The sequence below is a fragment of the Gilvimarinus polysaccharolyticus genome (genome assembly GCF_001187555.1).
GTDB classification, from domain to species: domain Bacteria; phylum Pseudomonadota; class Gammaproteobacteria; order Pseudomonadales; family Cellvibrionaceae; genus Gilvimarinus; species Gilvimarinus polysaccharolyticus.
The window spans coordinates 373,733-393,915 of the sequence record NZ_LFIJ01000001.1 but is presented as its reverse complement, the minus strand read 5'-3'; the positions used below and the strand labels follow the sequence as shown (position 1 = coordinate 393,915).

Annotated in this window: 14 protein-coding genes and 2 pseudogenes; 7 read left to right on the top strand and 9 right to left on the bottom strand. The window is 50.9% G+C overall.

Annotated elements, in window-relative coordinates; genetic code table 11:
* Nucleotides 1–434: 434 nt before the first annotated feature.
* Nucleotides 435–1,196, bottom strand: coding sequence for a hypothetical protein (locus GILYN3_RS01620; RefSeq protein ID WP_157484828.1), 762 nt, complete (start codon nucleotides 1,194–1,196; stop codon nucleotides 435–437).
* Between the two features lie 229 nt (nucleotides 1,197–1,425).
* Here GILYN3_RS01620 and GILYN3_RS01615 point away from each other — a divergent pair, with 229 nt between their 5' ends.
* The 3 genes from GILYN3_RS01615 to GILYN3_RS01605 all read left to right on the top strand — a co-directional run bounded on the left by GILYN3_RS01615 (nucleotide 1,426) and on the right by GILYN3_RS01605 (nucleotide 4,199).
* On the top strand, nucleotides 1,426–1,707 hold the full coding sequence (locus GILYN3_RS01615) for a peptidylprolyl isomerase (protein ID WP_049721232.1): 282 nt from the start codon (nucleotides 1,426–1,428) through the stop codon (nucleotides 1,705–1,707).
* A 657-nt stretch (nucleotides 1,708–2,364) separates the two neighbouring features.
* On the top strand, nucleotides 2,365–3,477 hold the full coding sequence (locus GILYN3_RS01610; RefSeq protein WP_049722510.1) for an AAA family ATPase: 1,113 nt from the start codon (nucleotides 2,365–2,367) through the stop codon (nucleotides 3,475–3,477).
* Nucleotides 3,477–4,199, top strand: coding sequence for a hypothetical protein (locus GILYN3_RS01605; RefSeq protein ID WP_049721231.1), 723 nt, complete (start codon nucleotides 3,477–3,479; stop codon nucleotides 4,197–4,199). The genes GILYN3_RS01610 and GILYN3_RS01605 overlap by 1 nt, the downstream gene beginning before the upstream one ends.
* A 52-nt stretch (nucleotides 4,200–4,251) precedes the next feature.
* Here the strand turns inward: GILYN3_RS01605 and GILYN3_RS17040 are convergent.
* Nucleotides 4,252–4,296, bottom strand: a pseudogene (locus tag GILYN3_RS17040) (bacteriocin); the annotation flags it as partial.
* 208 nt (nucleotides 4,297–4,504) lie between these two features.
* Here GILYN3_RS17040 and GILYN3_RS01600 point away from each other — a divergent pair.
* Complete coding sequence (locus tag GILYN3_RS01600) at nucleotides 4,505–5,872, top strand: hypothetical protein (RefSeq protein ID WP_049721230.1); 1,368 nt, start codon at nucleotides 4,505–4,507, stop codon at nucleotides 5,870–5,872.
* A gap of 34 nt (nucleotides 5,873–5,906) precedes the next feature.
* On the opposite strand, the pseudogene GILYN3_RS01595 reads toward GILYN3_RS01600, so the two are convergent.
* From GILYN3_RS01595 to GILYN3_RS01580, 4 genes and pseudogenes are all read right to left on the bottom strand, one after another.
* A pseudogene (locus GILYN3_RS01595) lies at nucleotides 5,907–6,567 on the bottom strand (SDR family NAD(P)-dependent oxidoreductase).
* A 62-nt stretch (nucleotides 6,568–6,629) separates the two neighbouring features.
* Entirely contained in the window at nucleotides 6,630–6,938 is a 309-nt protein-coding gene (locus GILYN3_RS01590; RefSeq protein ID WP_049721229.1) for a hypothetical protein, read from the bottom strand.
* A 134-nt stretch (nucleotides 6,939–7,072) separates the two neighbouring features.
* Nucleotides 7,073–7,684, bottom strand: coding sequence for a hypothetical protein (locus tag GILYN3_RS01585; protein ID WP_049721228.1), 612 nt, complete (start codon nucleotides 7,682–7,684; stop codon nucleotides 7,073–7,075).
* 3 nt (nucleotides 7,685–7,687) lie between these two features.
* Nucleotides 7,688–11,170, bottom strand: coding sequence for a class I SAM-dependent DNA methyltransferase (locus GILYN3_RS01580; protein WP_049721227.1), 3,483 nt, complete (start codon nucleotides 11,168–11,170; stop codon nucleotides 7,688–7,690).
* 263 nt (nucleotides 11,171–11,433) lie between these two features.
* On the opposite strand from GILYN3_RS01580, the gene GILYN3_RS01575 reads away from it, so the two are divergent.
* Nucleotides 11,434–13,236: an ABCB family ABC transporter ATP-binding protein/permease gene (locus tag GILYN3_RS01575; RefSeq protein WP_049721226.1), complete on the top strand. Its 1,803-nt coding sequence runs from the start codon at nucleotides 11,434–11,436 to the stop codon at nucleotides 13,234–13,236.
* 142 nt (nucleotides 13,237–13,378) lie between these two features.
* Here GILYN3_RS01575 and GILYN3_RS01570 read toward each other — a convergent pair whose 3' ends face one another.
* Entirely contained in the window at nucleotides 13,379–13,939 is a 561-nt protein-coding gene (locus tag GILYN3_RS01570) for an outer membrane beta-barrel protein (RefSeq protein ID WP_198147258.1), read from the bottom strand.
* Nucleotides 13,940–14,473: 534 nt separating this feature from the next.
* Between GILYN3_RS01570 and GILYN3_RS01565 the strand changes: the two genes are divergently transcribed.
* The gene (locus GILYN3_RS01565) at nucleotides 14,474–16,303 is read left to right on the top strand and encodes a DUF7933 domain-containing protein (protein ID WP_084005016.1); all 1,830 of its coding nucleotides are present in this window, start codon (nucleotides 14,474–14,476) and stop codon (nucleotides 16,301–16,303) included.
* Between the two features lie 156 nt (nucleotides 16,304–16,459).
* Here GILYN3_RS01565 and GILYN3_RS01560 read toward each other — a convergent pair whose 3' ends face one another.
* Both GILYN3_RS01560 and GILYN3_RS01555 read right to left on the bottom strand, forming a co-directional pair.
* Nucleotides 16,460–17,674, bottom strand: coding sequence for an acyltransferase family protein (locus GILYN3_RS01560; protein ID WP_049721223.1), 1,215 nt, complete (start codon nucleotides 17,672–17,674; stop codon nucleotides 16,460–16,462).
* Nucleotides 17,675–17,774: 100 nt separating this feature from the next.
* Nucleotides 17,775–18,374: a CIA30 family protein gene (locus tag GILYN3_RS01555; RefSeq protein WP_049721222.1), complete on the bottom strand. Its 600-nt coding sequence runs from the start codon at nucleotides 18,372–18,374 to the stop codon at nucleotides 17,775–17,777.
* A 165-nt stretch (nucleotides 18,375–18,539) separates the two neighbouring features.
* Here GILYN3_RS01555 and GILYN3_RS01550 point away from each other — a divergent pair, with 165 nt between their 5' ends.
* The gene (locus GILYN3_RS01550) at nucleotides 18,540–20,159 is read left to right on the top strand and encodes an RNA polymerase sigma factor (RefSeq protein ID WP_049721221.1); all 1,620 of its coding nucleotides are present in this window, start codon (nucleotides 18,540–18,542) and stop codon (nucleotides 20,157–20,159) included.
* Nucleotides 20,160–20,183: the final 24 nt, after the last annotated feature.

Genomic DNA, 20,183 nt, shown 5'->3' with positions numbered 1-20,183 from the left:
TAATGTCGCGAGCGCAGGACGCGCAAGAGCGACCAACTCCCCCCGCCTCCACCAATAAACAACCCTCAGATCGAGAGATCTGGGGGTTTTTTATTGGCTGTAGGTTGAAAGGGTTGGACTGGTAAAGTCCCGGGGGTTGACGTGCATGGAAGCACTAATGTCGCGAGCGCAAGGATGCGCAAGAGCGACCACAAATCTGACCGGATCAGATTTGCACAGCCGATGAGGGTGCCCGCAGGGTAATGCACACGGACGTGCATTATGAGCTCCCCCGACCCACACAATACCCCTATAAATCAATGACTTACAAGTGTGTCGTGGCGAAATGTGGGGTTAGTTAGGGCTGTTTCAGCCCTGTAATGACAGCATTTTGACAACATCGATAAAGGCCACCTTCGGGTGGCCTTTTTTGTGTCCGGAGTAATAGCGAGCAACTAATCCACAAACGACTTAAGTATTGTGTAATCGATTGTGCCGGCAGTTGCTTTGTGCACGACAAACACAGCGTTTTTATAGCGGTATTCACCATTAGGCTTGTAGTCGTAACTAAACTCTTGAGTGTATGCGTCGCGTACCATAGTGCCGCTAAATTCTTTATATGAAAATTTGAGTTGGCCGCCGGACATGCCGAGGTAGGTGATGGTTTGACTAAAGCCGTCGAATGCTACGGGGGTTCTGATTACCCCTTGATCCGTGTAATGCACAGGCTCTGCCGGTGTTGCTGTTAAGACTCGGCCCGAACCACGTTCTGGGTACCAGTAAACTTTAGCCTCCGGCCCTCCCCCTGTGTGTTTAATTGCTACACCGCCAGAAAAAGAGTAGCGATTGGCATAATCGACTTTCAGCCTATGGTTGCTTTTATAATAATTGTACTGCAGATCAGATTTTTCTAGCAGTGCGGGGCCGGCTTTGACTGTAATCGTATAGGGAATGCTTTTAACATTTACGGCGCCCACGGCTTTGCGAGCGTTTTGACCTGTGATGGATATCGGAACATCAACAGAGATAACTTTTTGCTCTGCTATTTTTACGCCGGAGATAATCATGTCGCCAGTATTGCCATTTTGGCGCTGTGACGGCGGTGCCACCACGATAGGCTTGACGACGGTAAGGCTGCCTTTGGTGCCCTCGCCTTCCCACTGAGTACTACAACCGGCCAAGCTGACCACCAATAACACCATTAAATACGGCTTCATGCGTTTATCCCTGCGCTGTGGTTTAAACCCGCATATTACCATTGCGCTTGGATTGTTCAACGCCGGTACCACCGCGGCAACTACCTCTGTACCGATCTATCTCCTGCGCCCATGCGGTCGCCCAGCAAACAAAAGGTCATAACAATTTGATTTTGCTAGGCTGGATCTGAACCGCGATACCGATTATCGTATACGCCTCATTTACAACCCACCCAAAAGAGTCACAATTATGCCTCAAGCCACAGCACGTCACATCCTGGTCAAAGACGAAGCCACCTGCAACGAACTGAAAGCCAAAATTGAAGCCGGCGAAGATTTCGCCAAATTGGCACAAGATCATTCCAGCTGCCCCTCGGGCCGCAACGGCGGTGATCTAGGCTCCTTCGGCCCCGGCCAAATGGTAACCGAATTCGACAAAGTCGTTTTCAGTGCGCCAATCAACGAAGTGCAAGGCCCGGTTAAAACCCAGTTTGGTTATCACCTGCTGGAAGTAACCCAGCGCCAAGACTAACCAAAACCAAAAACCCCACGCCAATCCGTTATCTGGATCGGGCGTGGGGTTATTCGCGATTTCGTAGTTATTATCAGGTAGTGACTACAAGAGCCCCTAACCCATCGAAGCCAAAAATGACACACTGAAGATTCAGCAAGCGTGCTGATTTGAATTTAGTAAACTGTATTCGGAACTCCCATCCCCATAACTCCTAGCTAGTGAAATTGGCCGCCATAGACAAGGTGAATGCCGAAAATATTTTAAGTGCCATAAGTTTCATCTGACCCCAGTTATTCGTAGCTCATTTTGTAAGCAGTTTCTCTAAGTCGGCCGGAGTCTGTTTTCCAGCACTGCGGTACGCCTCAAGAGATTTGTCGCGTCTTGCTCAGTGCATTCTTTGCTTTGTTGGTTTAGGAGGTTGGGTGGTTTTTACCGGGCGCTACCCGCTGGCGCCAAAAGTACGCGAGGCCACTCTCGCCCCGGCCAGGCAATAGAACGCACGCCGGCAGCCAATTCAATTAGCGATGAAAAAAGAAATATCTAAAATATCAGCTACACACAACCCTCCACCAGCCCAGCAGTTAGCAGTGCAATAAACTGGGCTTGGCCGTAGTTTTTTTACGGCAAGTTAAAAACCTGCTATTCTGCTTATCAATGATTTTGGGGGAAGGCGCTATGCTGCATAAATTTTCCGTAAAAAATTTCCGAAACTTCTCTGACTGGCTGACTTTTGACCTATCCAGCCAGCAATATGAGTTTAACGGTAAGGCTGTGCGCGATGGCATTATAGAGCACGGCATGATTTACGGCCCCAATGGCGGAGGTAAATCTAACCTTGGCCTGGCGATGGTGGACCCAGTGCTCCATTTGGTAGATTCGCCCAGCTACCTCAGCACACTTGATGGTAACTACCTCAACGGTAAATCTGGTGTCGAGCTTGCCGAGTTTGTCTTTGAGTTTCGTATTGATGGTGCCGCCATTGAATATCGTTACGGCAAGAAGTCCGTGGATCAACTCGTGTACGAGACCTTAGTCATTAATGACGCCACAGTACTCAATATTGACCGCCGCATCTCCACAAAAGCCGAAATTCAGCTACCTGGGGCCGAATCTTTAAAGTCGGATGTCGGGGACTCCAACATCTCACTACTAAAATACGTCCATAACAATGCGCTGTTAGACGATACACCAACAAAAAAACAGTTTGAGGCGCTACTCGATTTTATAGAAGGCATGGTTTTTTTCCGCTCCCTCAGCTCCACCCGCACGGGCGAGTATGTCGGAAAGAACATTGGCGTTAAGCGCCTCTCACAAAGCATTATCGACGCGGATGCGGTAAATGACTTTCAAGCTTTCTTGAACAACGCCGGTATAGAGTGCGAGCTTATAGTGGACACCACTACCAATGGCGAAAAAGGCATCTACTTTAATTTTGGCAAGACCAAACTAGAGTTTGGCGTAGCCGCCTCTACCGGTACGTTATCTCTGGGTATTTTCTACTTCTGGTGGCTGCGCTTTCAAAGTAACGACATCACCTTTGCCTACATCGACGAGTTTGACGCTTTCTATCACCACGCTCTGGCATCCAGCATTGTAGAAAAAGTTGCCCACTCTGACTGCCAAACCATTATGACCACCCACAACACCGGCGTAATGAGCAACGACCTACTGCGGCCAGATTGTTACTTTGTACTGGATAAAACCATTCAGGCAATCACCGAACTGACAGGCAAGGAACTGCGCAGAGCTCATAACCTAGAAAAAATCTACAAAGGCATGTCCAGCTAATGGAACGCACGCTGTTTGTTTTTGAAGGCATTAAGCCTGAAAAAGGGATTTTTAAAAGCTTAGAAAAAGCTTTTTTCAGTGGCGATGAAAGCCGAATTTTAATGACCTTTGGACACGATATATACGAGCTTTACAAAAAGTTAGCCCAAGACGACGACCTTGACCCTTTTGCAATTATTAGCGAATTAGTACCAACCATCCCCGGGCAAGAACCCTTAACAGATCTTCGCCGTGATCAAATCGGTCAAATTTACCTATTCTTTGATATGGAGCCCCATGACGATCAGTTCGACGGACAGAATCTGCTTGCCATGCTCTCACATTTCAACAACGAAACCGAACATGGCAAGCTGTTTATCAGCTACCCCATGGCCGAAGCTTTGCGGGATATTAGCGATACTGAAGAATATTTAACCCGCACCGTAAATTTGCCCGATTGCACCGGAAAAAACTATAAAGGGCTACACTCAAAACGGGGCGACTTTGCCTTTCAAGACCTCAGAAAAATCGACAAGTCGCTCTGGCAAACTTTGATTACGGCTAATGTGCAAAAAGCCAACTACCTTATTAGCGGGCAGCCTAGCATGGAGCCCGTAATTGACCAGCCGCCAATTGCCCAAGCGCAGCTCGAAGATTTTCTACCGCAAGGCCGAGTATCAGTATTGAGTGCATTTCCGATATTTTTAGCGGATTATTTTGGACCGAAGGTTTATCAGCTATAAAAATAGCAAAAAATAATCGCTTAGTACTTAAAAGGAAAATTCGCCGAAAATTTCATCTGCCCCCATTAATCGCCGTTAATTCTTTAATCGATAACTCCTAGCTAGTAAAATTGGCCGCCATAGACAAGGTGAATGCCAAGGATATTTTAAGTACCATAAGTTTCATCTGGCCCCGTTAATTCTTAAATTTCATCTGACCCCGTTAATTCTGAATTCACTCACACATACGAATGAGCCTTGACCGTTATCATACTGTAACAATCATCATGGTAGGGTTTAAGCTAGTCTTTTCTTGCAGGTATCGCGTGAGCACCAAAATTCGCTATTTAACCACTTCACTGAAAGTCTTGTTGCCCTTAGCGCCGCTGTCACTGACTATCGGGTATATTCTTTTGGTTATAAACCCAGTGCCGCTGTCCGACGAATGGCACTGGATGGAAGCTCTGCTGATTCCGTACCAGCAGGGCGACATTAGCTTTTGGCAATATATTACGGGAGAGTATTCATTTCTATCACATTCACATTACTTCACCTTGCTTTTTATACTTATTGACTACACATGGTTTGGTCTCGATTTTAGCCATATGGCCTACACGGGTTTAGTCGCTTACGTAATGACATGGTTAATGCTAGTTTGGTATTACCTGTCTCTACACAGCTATCAACTTAAAAAAACGCAGTGCACATGCCTATTAATATTAACGCTCGCCTATGCATCACCGCTGCCCGACTTCCCATGGGTACTCGTCTTATTCGAGTATGTTTATTATTTTTTCGCTTTAGGGCTTCTATGCCTTTTTGATTTGTCTATACGCCAAAAATTACGCTTTGAGATTTTCCTTATCGCGTTCTGTTTTACGGTTATTTTTACCGAGACCATTGGATTAATTTCCGTACTATCCATACTCGGGTGGAGTCTCTTAGCCTGTCTCACCAAGAATTACTCCTGGACCTACTCAGGCGTTTTGTGGCTTAGTTTTTTAATTTTATTGGCCCTACAGTACGCATTGCTAGGTCACGGCATTGGCGGTCGCTCCAACTTAAGTGATTCTGCACTAGCAATAATCCAGCAGCCAGCCTCGGTACTAGAGTCCGTTATCATTACTTTTTCTCAACCTCTAACCGACAGAACTATGCTTTCCGAATCCAGCACGTTCCAAAATAATTTCCGGCTATGGCATGTTGGTGTTGGAGTTATTGGTCTTACCCTATCTTTGATCTGTCTAAGTATTTACATCGCTGGAGCGGGGCATAAAAAAAGCCAGCTCCCATTATTACTATTCTTATTTGGCTTGCTATCTTGGGCGACGATATTGCTAGCGCGCTATTTAGACGTAGGTCACTACATATTTGATGCGCGACGCTTCACTCGGCTATTCACGGTTTACTATATTAGTGCCGGCATTGCATTATCGCTAAGCTCCCACCACCTGTCTCGCCCCATGGCCATAACCACACTCAGTGTACTTTTAATGTTCTTTGCCTATGCTTCAATAGAGCAATACCAGCGTGCAGAACATGTTCAAAACTATTTTTTCAACGCTGAAAAAGAAATAACAAGCACCCCTGCAAACCAAGAAAACCTTGAAAAGTCTATCCCCCGCTGCAAGTCAGAAGAGTGTATCGATACCATTGATTTTCTCAGAAAAAATAACCTAAGCGTATTTAGATAAGCGCTTAGGCATAGCTAAAAGGAAAATCAAAAAATTAACGAGCCATCCAGCCCCCATCAACCAAAAGGACATGGCCGTTAACATAATCCGAGGCTTTACTGCTAAGGTAAATGGCCATGCCCATCAAATCCTCTGGCACGCCCCAGCGCCCGGTAGGAATACGCGCACTAATAGCAGCCAGTCGCTCTGGGTCTTTGCGCAAATTTTTGGTGTTGTCAGTCGCAAAATAACCCGGCGCAATGGCATTAACTTGAATATTATATTTGGCCCACTCGTTGGCGAGCGCTTTGGTAAGTTGCGCCACCCCGCCTTTACTGGCCGCGTAAGCGGGCACGTTAATACCACCTGAAAAACTCAACAGCGAGGCAATATTAATTATTTTACCCGAGCGCTGTTTTAGCATTGTCCGGCCAACGCGCGGCACATTCGAAACACCCCATTTAGGTTAGTCTCTATCATCTCGTTCCAGTCATCACCCGAGAACTCATGGGCCGACAATCGCGCAATGGTGCCGGCGTTATTAATTAAAATATCAATACGGCCAAGCTCTCACGCTTAGAGCCCAAAGCCACCACCGTAGCGCCCGCCTGCGCCAAGCCCAGCGCCATAGCCTGCCCCAAGCCACGGCTCGCACCGGTGACGACGGCCACCTTACCCTCTACCGTAAATAAACCTGTGAGTTCTGCTTGATTCATACTGACTCCTTACCATTCGGTAACAGAATAATAAAAAGCCCAGCAAGTGCTGGGCTTTTTATCTACTGACCGTCTTCCGGTGTTAACGAACGTTCAGCAATAGCCTCGTCCGATTTTTTTCCATGCCTGCCAATACTTTTCGTATTTTTTGTCAATGTTGGAAGAATTTTTAAGTACCACAGCCGCCCTTTCTCAGAGTTATTAACAAGCGTGGTGCCTTTTTGCCACTTATCAAACTCTGGCATCGATGTATTATACTTTGCTGCAGAATCAGCTTTTATGGGCCACATAGAGAACCTAGCTTTCCAGGCGCCCATACGTGGCGTGACAATACTAAGGTAATTTTTACCCGGGGTCAGATCCGCCGCCATAAAATCGGCCGCCTCAGAGACGACCATAAACACACGCTCGGCCGGCCGGCCGATAGATCAATTTTAATTGTCAAGATTGACCCCAGCATTCTTAAGAAAATTCACTATTAAAAACCTGCCCCTTACCGTAAATTTTAAACAGGAGAAACCTTGTAATGACTTAGTCCATTAACTATTTTTTCCGGATCATAAATGCTGTCTACCCAGACATAAAGCTGAGCAATATGATTAAACAATCCTTGAATACTTATAATATTAAGATCAGTTAATTGACCCCCGTGAAATAATGGATTTCGTACTTCTCGATACATTTTTTGAGCCTCCTGATATAAACTCTGGTTTCTTATCAACAAGCTAAAAGAAGGGTCAATATCTCCAGGTGCAGTATCGTATAAGTTTTTTACAATACTTCTACCCCCAAAAGAGAAAGGGTTTTTTAATTTTTCGAGATATTTATCGTCTCGACCTCTCACATCATGCGAAAGAAAAAATAGCGTTCCGGGAACATAACTTTCCAGCCCTAAGATTGCCCGCTGTGATATCAACGTAAAGAAGTCATTAGGCATTCCGTACCAAGTAAAATAATCATATTCAATAGGCTCAAGCCTTGGGGGTGTTAGCGCATCGCCGGCAGCTTTCGAGTATAAAAACTTATAACTTCGATAGAAGTCAATTCTCAAATTGACAAGAGGAACACTGGATAACTGAAGTCCAAAAATACGTTCTCTGGCTGACTCTGGTGACATACTCTAAACACCCCCACCCAACTGCCAAAGCTCACCAGCCTGGCTAGCCTGGCCGAGAACTTCCAGCGCACCAAGCACCTGCACCACAGATTTTTCCGGTTTGCGTTTAAATTGTTCGGCCAGGGCTTGTTGGGTTTGCGGGCCGATGGCGAGCAGCTGTTGTACGGCTTTGACTTGCTCGGGCATGGTTTTGGGCCAGGTTTGTTTGGCGGCGGTTTGCGGTTTGGCGTCGGGTTTTGCGGTTTGCGCGGTGGTGACGCTGGCGGTGGTTTGGGTGGCCTCGGGGGCTTGGTAGTCGGGGCGCAGCCAGCGGATGTGGCCTGCGGCTTCCTCGGCGGCGCGCTCGTGGTTTAGGGCGACTAACCGACGCAGCAGTTCTTCTTCGGTTTCCGCTTGCTCGGCGGGCTTGTCGGGCAGCGGCGTGGTGGCGCCGGGGCGGCCTACCAGCACGTCGCCCAAATCACTCCAGCCGTAGGCCTCGAATACGGCGGTGTCTAGCTCGTCGTGCAGTTCACGCAAGATGGAGACTAACCCCTGCTCGTGGATGGTTTTTTCTTTGTTAGTCAACGGCTGTTCTGACCGGAGCTTTTCCAATACGTTGTACATACCCGTTAGGGTAAGCTTATCGTGCTCGGCTTGTTGGCGTTTGCGGTGGGCGTCGATTTTTTCGGCCAAGGTGCCGATGGTTTTAGCTTGGGTTTCGGTTAGCTCTGGGAAAGGGAAGGTTTCGAAGCAGCGGGTTTTTGCATAAATAGGATCATTGCCTACGCCCAATCGACCCCCAGTGCGAAGAGACCACTCAATATGAATTCTACTACTCAGCACCCCAAGAAAATCAGCTGAAGAAACTGCAAAATTAATCAATCTATTATCTGGTAATATTGAATCGTCTAACTGAGTAAATACACGATGTTTGGTGGTTTCTACGGTAGAAATATAGCTTCTTAAATCAGAATACATAGCTCGCCAATCTTTCCTCGCTTCGCCAAAAATCCACCAATTCCTTTTATAGGTTTCACGTTTATTTTGATCGCGCTCGGGCTTTACTCGTTCTAACACCCTCTGATAAACCGCTGGAAACTCCTGCTGCACCTCCTCCGGTGTATAGCCAAATAAATCAATCACCATTACGCCGCGCGGGGTTTGGGTTAAATCGCGACCATTGCGGTAATGACGAACCACTTTTTCAATATTAGGCGTGTTCGGGTAACCGAGCGCGTGGGCCTCTTCTGGAGTCACAATAAAGCCCGCACCGTGCAACTTCACACCGGGTGAGCTGATCGACTCATTAGCTTTAAGCGATTTCGCGCTGGCCACATCAGCACCAATGGTAACGTCGGCGAAAATTTTACCTTCTCGTCGATCAACTTTTACCGAACGCACCTCATCATTCGCCGCCACCTCAGAAACCACATGCCGCAAAACGCCGGACTGCTCACCGGCCACGCCGACACTCATAGCAATACGCACGGCGGCACCATCGTTACCATCCACCCACGGGTGATCGGGAATAGCAAAGGCGAGGGATAGCGGTTTTTTGGTGTGGTTTAGGTGTGGCTCCATCACGCGGCGGTTAAAGGTTTGGCGCAGGCTGTTGGTGGTAATAAAACCAAATCGGTGGGCGTTACCGGTGCGCACGGTCTCGGCGGCGATGTGCCACCAATACATAACAAAATCGGCGGACTCGGGCACCAAGCCTTTATACGCGGCGCGCACGGCATCGACATAGCCATCGCCCAAGGCGCGGCGCATGGTCGCCGCGCCAATAAACGGCGGGTTGCCGACAATATAGTCCGCCTCGGGCCATTCGGTTTTGTGCGGATTCTTAAAATGGTACACGGGTATGCGCTGGGCATCATCCGGAATTAGCTCGCCGGTAACGGGGCTTTTTTTGTAACTGATGCCGTCCCAAATGGTTTGAGGGGTACCGTCGTCATCGAGCATCTCTTCCCGACTGTCGTATTCGATGAGCGCATCGCGGCATTCGATGTTGTGAAAGTCGCGCAATATTGGCTCGGGTAAATCCAGCTTGCCGTTAATGCGGTAGTGCCATTGCAGGTAGCCAATCCACAAGACGATTTCGGCAATGGCGGCGGCGCGTGGGTTGATCTCTAGCCCCAAAAACTGATGCGGGCTTACGGTTAGACCTTCGGCGTCAAAGCTTTGTTGGCCGTCGGATAAATCGCGAATCAGGTTTAATACCTCACCCTCTAGCCGTTTTAAATGCTCCAGCGCCACGTACAAAAAGTTACCGCTGCCACAGGCTGGGTCCAGCACGCGGGTGTTGCACAGTTTTTGGTGAAAGTTGCGCAGCTCGCTTAGGGCTTTGTCGTGCTTGCTTTGTTGCAGCCAGGCCTCGGTGGCGACTTGTACGGTTTGCCACTCGGCGCGCAGCGGCTCGATTAATGTGGGCATCACCAAGCGCTCGACATAGGCGCGCGGGGTATAGTGGGCGCCCAGCTTGTGGCGCTCGCGCGGGTCGAGCGCGCGCTCAAGCAGGGTGCCGAAAATGGCGGGCTCGACATAGCGCCAATCGGCGCGGGCGGCCTCTAGCAGTAGACCTATTTGCTCGGCGTTTAGGGCGATGGGGTTAATGTCTTTAAACAGGCCGCCGTTAAAGCGCTGCACCTTGGCCATGATTTGCCCTTCAAAGCCGCCGCTGTTCATGGTGTGCCACAGGCTGCGCATAGAATCGGCAAAGTGCTCGGGTGTTTTTTGCAGGCGCTCTAGCAGCGCGGTAAAACAGCCGTAGGGAATGAGGTCGACGTCTTCGCTGAACATGGTAAACAGGCAGCGCTTTAAAAAGTGGGCCACCTGCCCCACTGGGTGGCCGGATTGCTCCAGCGATTTAGCCAGCGCGGCCAGCTTGGCGGATACCTCGCGGGTAACGCGGGCGGCCTGTTTGGATAAGTCCAGCGCGTCTGGGTCTTGCCAGAGGTTGTATAGGCGGTGCTGGATATCGGTGCGGCGTAAATCCTCAACCTTAATGCGGTGGTGACCGGGGTCGGGGAATGGCACATAGGTGCCGCCCGAGCGACTGAACTCGGCGTACAGCTCCAGCGAGCGGCCCACATCGGTGACGACAACAAACGGCGGGCGACCTTCATCGGCCGGTAGTGCGCGTACGTATTGGTCGGCCTGATTTTGCGCGGCCAGCATGGCTTTGTCCCAGCCGGTGGTGCCGAGGGTTTTGCCGGTTTGCTTTGCTTCTAAAACAAAGCTGCCGCGCTTGTATAAATCGATAAAGCCGCGGTTAACACTGCCATCGGGCTTGTTAATGTCGACCCGGCGCTCGAACACATAGGCGTTGTCGGCGTTGTTGTCACCACCGGGTTCGGGCTGGGGCAGGCCCAGCAAGGCGCACAGCTCGGTTAAAAATAACTGGTAATTGGCCCGCTCGGTACCACCGGCGCTGTGCCAGCGGTTAATAAAGGCATCGACGGCCTCGGGCGTGGCGAGGGGTTGGCGTTCCGGCTCGGGGTACATGGCAATCCGTTTGGTTGAGATGATGATTATTGATTGTACTTTTATAGTAATCGATCATAACAAGATGTTGTTTTGGGCGCTATTGTCGAAATCTACCGGTGCGATTGCTAGTGCCAGCCCCAACTGCGGTAGATTCCCGCCTTGCGCGTCGCGGTGTTAGGGCTTACTCACTCACCTGCCCCAGGGCCGGTGTAGCTAAACCCCAACACTATCCCTCTCAGTTGCGTAAACTATAACTCCAAATTCCCAAACCGGAACTAACAATGCGCGGTATGTCCAGTAAATTGCCTCCTGCGGCGCCCGACCCTTCCGTGCCCCGGCTGAACCTGCGGCAGGTGTGGGGCTATATCTGGCCTTATCTGTGGGATTACAAATGGCGGGTTGGGCTTGCCATTGCGGCGCTGCTGGCGGCAAAAGGGGCGACGCTGGCGATGCCCTTGGCACTTAAACATATTGTCGATGGGGTGGACCGAAGCCTGCAGCCGGAGCTGGCGTTGCCTCTGGCCTTTTTATTGTTTTACGGCTTTTTGCGCTTTGCCGGGGTGTTTTTTGGTGAGCTGCGCGATGCCATTTTCAGCCGAGTAACCGAGCGGGCGATGCGCCGCATCGGGCTGCGGGTGTTTCGGCATTTGCATCGGCTGGAGCTGGATTTTCACCTCAGCCGTCAGACCGGGGGCATTAGCCGCGATATAGAGCGCGGCACCACGGCCATCAGTTTTTTGATGCGCTTTTTAATGTTCAATATTGTCCCCACCTTGTTTGAAATTTTTATGGTGGCGGCGATTTTTACCTTTGCTTTTTCTGCCTGGTACGCGCTGATCATCCTGGCGGCGGTGGCGGTTTATATTGGTTTTACGGTGTTTACCACCGAGTGGCGTACCCGGTTTGTGCGCGAGGCCAACCGGGCTGACTCATCCACTAATACCCGGGCCGTGGATAGCCTGCTGAATTACGAGACGGTTAAGTATTTTAATAACGAAGACTTTGAAGCGCAGACGTACGATCGGTTTTTAGCCGAGTGGGAACAGGCCAAGCTAAAAAACCGCATGTCGCTGCTGGCGCTGAACTCGGGCCAAGCGCTAATTATCGCCGCCGCCATTACCGGCATGATGGTTATGGCGGCCCAGTCGGTGATTATAGAGGAGATGACGCTGGGTGATTTGGCTATGGTGAATGCCTATATGATCCAGCTGTTTATTCCGCTGAATTTTCTCGGGTTTGTCTACCGGGAAATGCGCCGGGCCTTGACCGATTTAGAAAATATGCTGGGGCTTTTAAAACGGGCGCCGCGCATTGTGGATGCGCCTAGCGCAAAACCACTGCGGGTAACCGCCGGTGAAGTGACTTTTAAGAATGTGGCGTTTGGCTACCGGCCCGAGCGCGCCACCTTTACGGATTTGTCGTTTCGCGTGGCACCGGGGCAAAGGCTGGCGATTGTCGGCGCCTCGGGCGCAGGCAAGAGCACCATCGCCCGCTTGCTGTATCGCTTTTACGACGTCACTGCAGGGTCCGTCGCCATTGATGGGCAGGACATTCGCGAGGTTACTCTGGACTCACTGCGCCGGGCCATCGCCGTGGTGCCGCAAGACACAGTGCTGTTTAATACCAGCATTCGCGCCAACATTGCCTACGGCAACCCCGATGCGCCGGACGAGGCCATCAACCGGGCGATTAGCATGGCCCATTTGAATGGGTTTATCGCCGCCCTACCCGAGGGCGACCGCACCCTGGTGGGCGAGCGGGGCTTAAAAGTGTCGGGCGGCGAGAAACAACGCATTGCCATTGCCCGAGTGTTACTTAAAGACGCGCCCATTTTGCTGTTTGACGAGGCGACCTCGGCGCTGGATTCCCATGCCGAGGCGGCAATATTAACAGCGATGCGGGAGGTATCCAGCGGCCACACCAGCCTGGTGATTGCTCACCGCCTTTCCACGGTGGTGGATGCGGACCAGATACTGGTACTCGACAACGGCCAACTGGTGGAACAAGGTAACCACCACGAGCTATTGCAACGCGGTGGCCGCTACGCGCAACTGTGGGCTGTGCAGCAGCCAGAGCATGGTTAGGCACGGAAACTCCGAATGACAGCGGGTTTACTAAGCTTATCAAACGAGGTTTCCGGCGCTATTTGATTCGAAAATCTTTATGCAGATGGCTCCAATGAAAAAAATTGAGGACACCGACACACCTGCCCTCTGTTAATAGCGCTTAAAAGCGTGCAAAGAGCCCCAGCCCGCCGCTCATGGCGACTACATCGTCTGGTCTGCGGGTGTAATAATTGTCTTCATAATCGCTGGCGTCGCGAAGGTTAAGCCAAACATCCAGAGTCACAAACCGCCAGTTATAACCCAAGCCACCGCCTAGGGTATAGCCGCTATAGTCTTGCTCGGCCGTTCTGCGATACGCGGTATATTCGTGAGTCTCGTCAAACAAGCCCAGTGCGCCATAGGCCCGAAAGCCCTGTGTCGCAAGGCCTGTGCCCAATAGCATTGCGCCTTCTAATGCGTCTATGTTGTGGCCTGAGTCATCGGTGTTTTCTTGCGCGGCGTAGGTTAACCGAAAGGCAACATGATCGTTAATGGCACCAATGGCAATTAACGCGGGGCCGCCAAAGCCTTCGGTATCATCGCGACCATTGTCGCTATAGCCAACAGCGGTTGCGTAAGAGGCAAGGCCGAGCGAGAAGTGCTTTTGCGGTTGCGCCTCTTGGGCTGAGGCTAACACAGGGGCTAAAAAAATAGCGCTAATCAGTAGGGACTTTGCATTCATGCTATAAACTCCATTTATTGGCCGTGAGGCTTTGCGTAAAACCTGATCGCTATTGCGCCAACTTGATGGCTGCGCGATGGCGCGCAAAACTATCATAAGGGGCCAAGCAGGTCACGATGTTTAACCACTGCTCACCAACCTAAGCGGTTTCGCTTAACTCTGCTTATTAATAATGGCTAGATATTTTGAGTATCTCCGATTGAGCTCGTCCACGACTTATCGTCATTAACTTTAAAATTCTACAACACTGCCCCTATTGATTCTCAACCCTAGACTTGCCCCAGTTTTTTAACTCCAGTTTTTTGAGCCCACTTGCGCGGCTTATTTTTGCGTGCTCTGGTAAGTTTGGATGTGGGGATATTGTGCTTTTGCCTCAAGCGGTCTGGGGCTGGGTCAAACATCATAGAGGCACGGTTGCGACTACCGGTAGAAATGAGACAGTAGGAACCGTATACTTTCCCGCCTCGGCGGAATACTCCGGGTGACAGTGGCTTAGTATCGAAGCCGCAACAGACAATTAGGGATATCTCCAACATGAAAAGAGTTCTCTGGCTTGCCCTCTTGAGTTGCTTGTTCTCAACATCAGCTCTGGCACAAGTGCTGCCTACCTTTAGCAAGACGTTTGCCCCAGAAAAGATAGAACCCGGCGATACCGCAGTGCTAACTTTCACGCTGAATAATTCGGCAAACGTGACGGCCGCTATGACAGTGAGCTTTAGTGATGTTCTGCCGGCTCTGATGGTTGTGGGCACGCCATCGAATGCTAGCACCAACTGTGTTGGCGGCACGCTAAATGCTCCTGATAACGGGGGCAGCATTATTTACATGGGCGGCGAAATTCCCGCAAACTCGTCCTGTCAGATCGTCGTCGATATACTCGCACCCAGCACCGAAGGCTTGTACCTCAACACCACCTCGGATCTAACGTCTTCCTTTGGTAACAGCGGACCTGCCAGCAGCACACTGGAGGTAATCGAAAACGTTTTATTCTTACCTCTGCCGGTCGACCAAGACTTCGAGAGCATCCCCATTCAACAAGTGAGATCCAACGACCCCCTACTGGACATCCCCGGTTTTCGGTATGAACAAAACTCGCCCGCTGGTCGATTCGCTATCCGATCCGATTTCGACCCCGATGGTATGCGCATAGCCTCTATGGATAACCCAGGCGGCGAGAGCATAAACCACATCATTCTGGGGTTTGATGGATCGGCCCATCCTGCCGGCCAAGGACTCTACTTAGATTTCAACTGGTTCGACCACGGTGACGAAGGTGACCCCTTGGACGTCGTTGAAATCCGAGGCACGCCGACTGATGCATGGCTCCAGGTTTACAGTTTTTCCAGTAACTCGGATAATGGCGATTGGACGTCGGTCACTAACCTAGAGCTCACTGCGGTGCTAAACGGCAGCGGCCAGTCTTTAAGCAACCAAAGCCAAATTCGATTTGGCCAAAACGACAACTTTCCGATCAATACCGATGGAATCAGTCTGGACGACATCGAAATCGGCCCGTCCGTCAAATTTGATAAGGCGTTTAGTCCCACGCTGGTTGCACTGGGTGATTCGGCGCGGCTAACGTTCTCCATCGACAACCGCGGAACGCTCGATGCGACTGGCATCAATTTCTCGGATAACTTACCAGCAGGCATGACATTAGCGACACCCGCCAATGTTATCAGCACCTGCAACGGCAGCCTGACAGCCGTCAACGGCACCAGCTTGATCGACTACAGCGGCGGCTCTCTAGTCGCAGGTGCCAGCTGCACGATCGAAGTCGACGTACTCACTTCGGCGCCGGGTGACTTGATCAACACCAGCAGTGCGTTAACCTCTTCGGCGGGTGACAGCGGCTCGGCCAGCGCCACGCTAACCGTCAACGAGGCTCCAAGCTTTGGAATCAGCTTTTCCCCTACGCAAATTACCCCTGGACAGTCAACGACGATAAGCTTCACCATCGACAACAGCAGCTCGTCCGCAGCTGCAACAGGTCTGGGGTTTTCCCTACCGCTGCCGGCGGGAATGGAGGTCGCCTCGCCAATGAACTTAAGCGACGGCTGTGGCGGCGCGCTGATAGTCACCGGTAACACTCTCGATTACAGTGGCGGATCCGTGGCGGCGGGAGCAAGCTGTAACATCAGCCTCGACGTGACGGCGTTCATCGGCAGCAATAGCAGCAGTAGCTTCTCGCCGATGGCCACGCTCTCGTCTAGCCTTGGCAGCTCGCCCAGCGTGTTGCTTCTTGGTGCGCTGGGTGTCGCCAACGCGCACGCCCTTCCCATGCTTTCAAACTGGAGCTTGGGACTTCTGATCATGATGATTATGGCCACCCTGTTCATCCGCAGACGTCAACTCTTCGGTTAATTACGGGTTGATTACACGCATAAATCCCCGCCTGATCGCAGGTGGGGATTTTTTACATGATTGCCAGCCCACCCCACCAGTTCTATATGAAAGACAGGCTCAAGTATTGAGTCAAAAGATGCGTTAGTCGGCTCTTAGTGAATTACCCGACACGCACTAACTATCACGCCCACCCGCAAACAAAACCCGCTCCTTGCGCCGGCCATTAAGCACCGCGCCAACCACGCTAGATCGCACCAACAAATCGTACAGCAACAGCGATAGCGCAACGGTAATGGCAGAGATTAGCGCCAGCTTTAGGCTCCAATGTAACGGCAGCTCGGCAAAGGCAATTTGCAGCCAAATAACCATGGGCAGGTGAATTAGGTAGAGCCAATAAGAGGCGTCGGCGAGGTAGCGTATAATTTTGCTGGGGCGGTTAAAGCAGTGTTTAAACACGCCGATGGTGAGCGCGGTTAACAACCACATCATAACCCCATAACCAAATAAAAAGGCGGCTTTTAGATAGTGGTACTGTGGATGGCCGGTTTGGACTTCAAAGCCAGACAACAATATCGCCACAACAATAGCACTAAGGCACAGCGCAAACTTACCCCAGGTTAACCGACTAAACTGAGCCATTAGTTTAGGCTGGCGCGCAAGCTGCCAACCAAAACAAAAAAAACCAGCGTAAACAAGCAATACCGGCAAGTTGGGCGCGAGGGTTTTGTCGGGTGTCTCCATGCCCCAGTGGCTCATAAACCACAAACATATCGCGCTAAATGTCGCCAATACCACAATGGAAAAACGTGAATAAACCAGCCAGTGCATTAAGCTACAGGCGGTGCGGCTAAGCGTGTTTGCTATTGGCCGGTACCCATGTATTAACTGGCGCAGCAGCAACACGCCGGCGGTTATCAGCAATAGGTAGTACAAAAACCACAAGTGGGTGCCGGTAAAAGGCGCATGCAAAGATTCCAGCAACGATGCGCTACCTTGCTGTAACGCGGGCCAAACACTCACGTCGCCGCGCAGGCTTTGCATCCCCATCACCCAGGCCGAAACCAGCAGCGGTTTCATCATAAACCAGCCAATAATAAACGGTACTGCAAGCCGTACTAAGCGCGATTGGCTAAAACGTTTTACGCCGTGGCGGTGCAACATGATATGGCTAAAAAAACCTGCCACTAAAAAAAACAATGCCATCCGAAACGAGTGACTGATTAACATAAATATAGAAACCGCTGCGCTGGTGGATACATCCATCACCGCCCAGCCAATGTACACGGGTAAAAACGATAAGCTGGCGTGAAAAACAATTCCTAATAACAGGGCAAAGGCTCTAACGGCATCGAGGTAATCGAGCCGGTGATACTCAGGGGTGGTGTTCATGGCGCGTCCCTAATGGCTATAAGAATAAACAGCGTGATTGCGCCACAAGGCAACCGCAGGGCCGCCTTGTGGCATAAATGGTTGAGCATCAAGCATGGGGTTAATAAAAGCGCACTTCATCTAGCTCAAAATCAAACGCTGTTTGCTGCATGCCATAGGCGATAATGCTTAGGCTATTAATGGTGCTGGTGTCGAGTGACGTTTGGGCAGACCAAGCACGCTTAAGGGAGGTAAAAGGCACTTTTACCTCGTGAAACTGACCATCGGCGGTTACCGTAAACGGAGCCGAGTGATAATCAAAATTGCTAATTTCGGTGCTGTTAACCGATAGCGACAAGTTACCCTTAGTCACTTTAACGGTCAGTAGTACGCCAGTAAAAGCCTCGGCACTGTGGGGCAGCCCGTTGGCATCCAGCGGGAGTACGCAGGTGGCCCAGCCTAACTGGCCCCGTGGCGGAGTTATATCGCCGCTAATACGTATAATGCCGTCGGTTACGCTTTGGCTCTGGACGGTGGCGCCGCCGGCAATGGTGTCATTAATAAACTGGCGCGGTAAATCTAGGCTATTGTTGTGACTATGACTAAAGTCATCAACCAAAGGCGCTAGCGGCGCGCCCAAGGCTGTGCCCGAAAAAAGCATCACTAAGACTAACGCCAGTGATTTGTGTAATGGTTTATTGCTTGGTGTTAAATTGCTCATGGTGTGTCCTCTAGGTTAACCATTGGCTAATTGCCTGTGGTGTTATACATAAGTGCCAAGCACGGCTCGATAGGTGACAAGAAAATTGCTAAAAAAATATTTAAAAAACTTGTCACCTTTAGGCCAAAGGTGGGCACTTATGTGTTTTAAGCCCGAGATATCACTATGAGCCTGTTCAAAAAACGCATTCAGCCTAAAGACTTAGCCGATACTGACCTTGTGTTGGCCTCTTTAGGAGGCAACCACGACGCCTTTGGCGAGGTGGTTAGCCGCTATCAAAGTTTGCTCTGCTCGCTGGCTTATGCGGCGGTGGGTGATATCAAACACAGTGAGGATATTGCGCAGGAGGCGTTTGTTGAGGCGTGGCGCAAACTGGATACGCTGCGCGAGCCCGAGAAACTAAAATCTTGGTTGTGTGGCATTTTGCGTTTTAAAGTGAGCCGTTACCGCCGCACAGCGGCCAGCCAACCAACCGAGCAAGCTGGCGAGATAATTGAGCAGACCGCAGAGCAAACCAGTATTGATGACGCGGCCATACAAGAGCAGCAACAAGCGTTGTTATGGCAAACGCTGGAAAAATTACCCGACACTTATCGCGAACCCTTGATTTTATTTTACCGCGAGCAGCGCTCGGTAGAACATGTGGCCTGCGAGTTAGAGTTATCGGAAGACGCCGTTAAACAGCGGTTATCGCGCGGGCGTAAAGTGTTACAACAAGCGATGCTGAGCTTTGTCGAAGACGCGCTGGAAAAAACCAAGCCCGGCGCGGCCTTTACCTTGGCGGTATTGGTATCCATCAGTAGCGTTACGGCCCCCAAAGCAAAGGCGGCGGCCTTTAGTGCGGGCGCGGCACAAACCGGCACCTTATTTAAATGGGCCAGCTTACTCACCGTCGCGGCCTCTTTTTCCGGGGTTATTGGCTCGTTCTTTAGTGTGCGGGCAAGCCTTGCGCTATCGCGTACGCAGCGTGAGCGACGGGCCGTTATCAAAATCGTTGCGCTCTACTTTTTGGCGGCGGCGGTGTATGTTGCCAGTTTATTTTTATTAAAGTATGCGGCACTGGCCAGTGCCACATACCGGGATATTTACGCTTTAGGCTCGCAACTGATTGTGCTGGGGTTTATTGCCGCCTACTTACTGCTATTACGTTATATGCTGACCAGCCAACCTCGGTTACGAGCGCAAGAGCGTCTGCGACTGCCGCAGGCTTTTAACCACCCCCATGACCAAGCAGGCGCGCAACGCCGTGAATACAAAAGCCGGCTCTCACTGTTTGGGGTTCCTTTCATCCACTTTAAGCTGGGTATGCCCGAGATGGGCGACAAACCCGCACTAGGCTGGATTGCCGGTGGCGATAAAGCCTATGGTTTGGTGTTTGCCTGGGGCGGTTTGGCGGTGGCCCCCATTAGCGTGGGGATTGTCTCGATCGGTCTGGTAACTGTTGGCGCACTCGGTTTAGGCCTTATGGCCGCCGGTACTGTAGCAGTGGGTGTTATTGGCTTTGGCGCATCGGCCATTGCTTACAAGGCCTACGGTTCGCTCTCGGCGCTGGGCTGGGAGAGTGCGTTTAGTGGTGGCTTTGCCATTGCCAAAGAGGCCGCGATTGCCCCCCTGCCCTTTGCCAAATTTGTTAACAACGAGCAGGCCAGCCGCATTGTTAACCTTACAGCGTTAGACCAAAACTACCTTTGGGTGTTGGGTGCTATCACGGTATTGGTTATTGTGCCCGCGGTATGGCATTCCAATAAGGTTCGCAGCAGCATGGCCGCTAACATCAAGCCTTAAGCCCATGGCCAGGCCACGCTTGTG

Excerpts from the sequence above, each read along its gene's own strand:
- GILYN3_RS01620 (WP_157484828.1), bottom strand. The coding sequence starts at position 1,196 with ATGAAGCCGTATTTAATGGTGTTATTGGTGGTCAGCTTGGCCGGTTGT.
- GILYN3_RS01615 (WP_049721232.1), top strand. The coding sequence starts at position 1,426 with ATGCCTCAAGCCACAGCACGTCACATCCTGGTCAAAGACGAAGCCACC.
- GILYN3_RS01610 (WP_049722510.1), top strand. The coding sequence starts at position 2,365 with ATGCTGCATAAATTTTCCGTAAAAAATTTCCGAAACTTCTCTGACTGG.
- GILYN3_RS01605 (WP_049721231.1), top strand. The coding sequence starts at position 3,477 with ATGGAACGCACGCTGTTTGTTTTTGAAGGCATTAAGCCTGAAAAAGGG.
- GILYN3_RS01590 (WP_049721229.1), bottom strand. The coding sequence starts at position 6,938 with ATGGCGGCGGATCTGACCCCGGGTAAAAATTACCTTAGTATTGTCACG.
- GILYN3_RS01585 (WP_049721228.1), bottom strand. The coding sequence starts at position 7,684 with ATGTCACCAGAGTCAGCCAGAGAACGTATTTTTGGACTTCAGTTATCC.
- GILYN3_RS01580 (WP_049721227.1), bottom strand. The coding sequence starts at position 11,170 with ATGTACCCCGAGCCGGAACGCCAACCCCTCGCCACGCCCGAGGCCGTC.
- GILYN3_RS01575 (WP_049721226.1), top strand. The coding sequence starts at position 11,434 with ATGCGCGGTATGTCCAGTAAATTGCCTCCTGCGGCGCCCGACCCTTCC.
- GILYN3_RS01570 (WP_198147258.1), bottom strand. The coding sequence starts at position 13,939 with ATGAATGCAAAGTCCCTACTGATTAGCGCTATTTTTTTAGCCCCTGTG.
- GILYN3_RS01565 (WP_084005016.1), top strand. The coding sequence starts at position 14,474 with ATGAAAAGAGTTCTCTGGCTTGCCCTCTTGAGTTGCTTGTTCTCAACA.
- GILYN3_RS01560 (WP_049721223.1), bottom strand. The coding sequence starts at position 17,674 with ATGAACACCACCCCTGAGTATCACCGGCTCGATTACCTCGATGCCGTT.
- GILYN3_RS01555 (WP_049721222.1), bottom strand. The coding sequence starts at position 18,374 with ATGAGCAATTTAACACCAAGCAATAAACCATTACACAAATCACTGGCG.
- GILYN3_RS01550 (WP_049721221.1), top strand. The coding sequence starts at position 18,540 with ATGAGCCTGTTCAAAAAACGCATTCAGCCTAAAGACTTAGCCGATACT.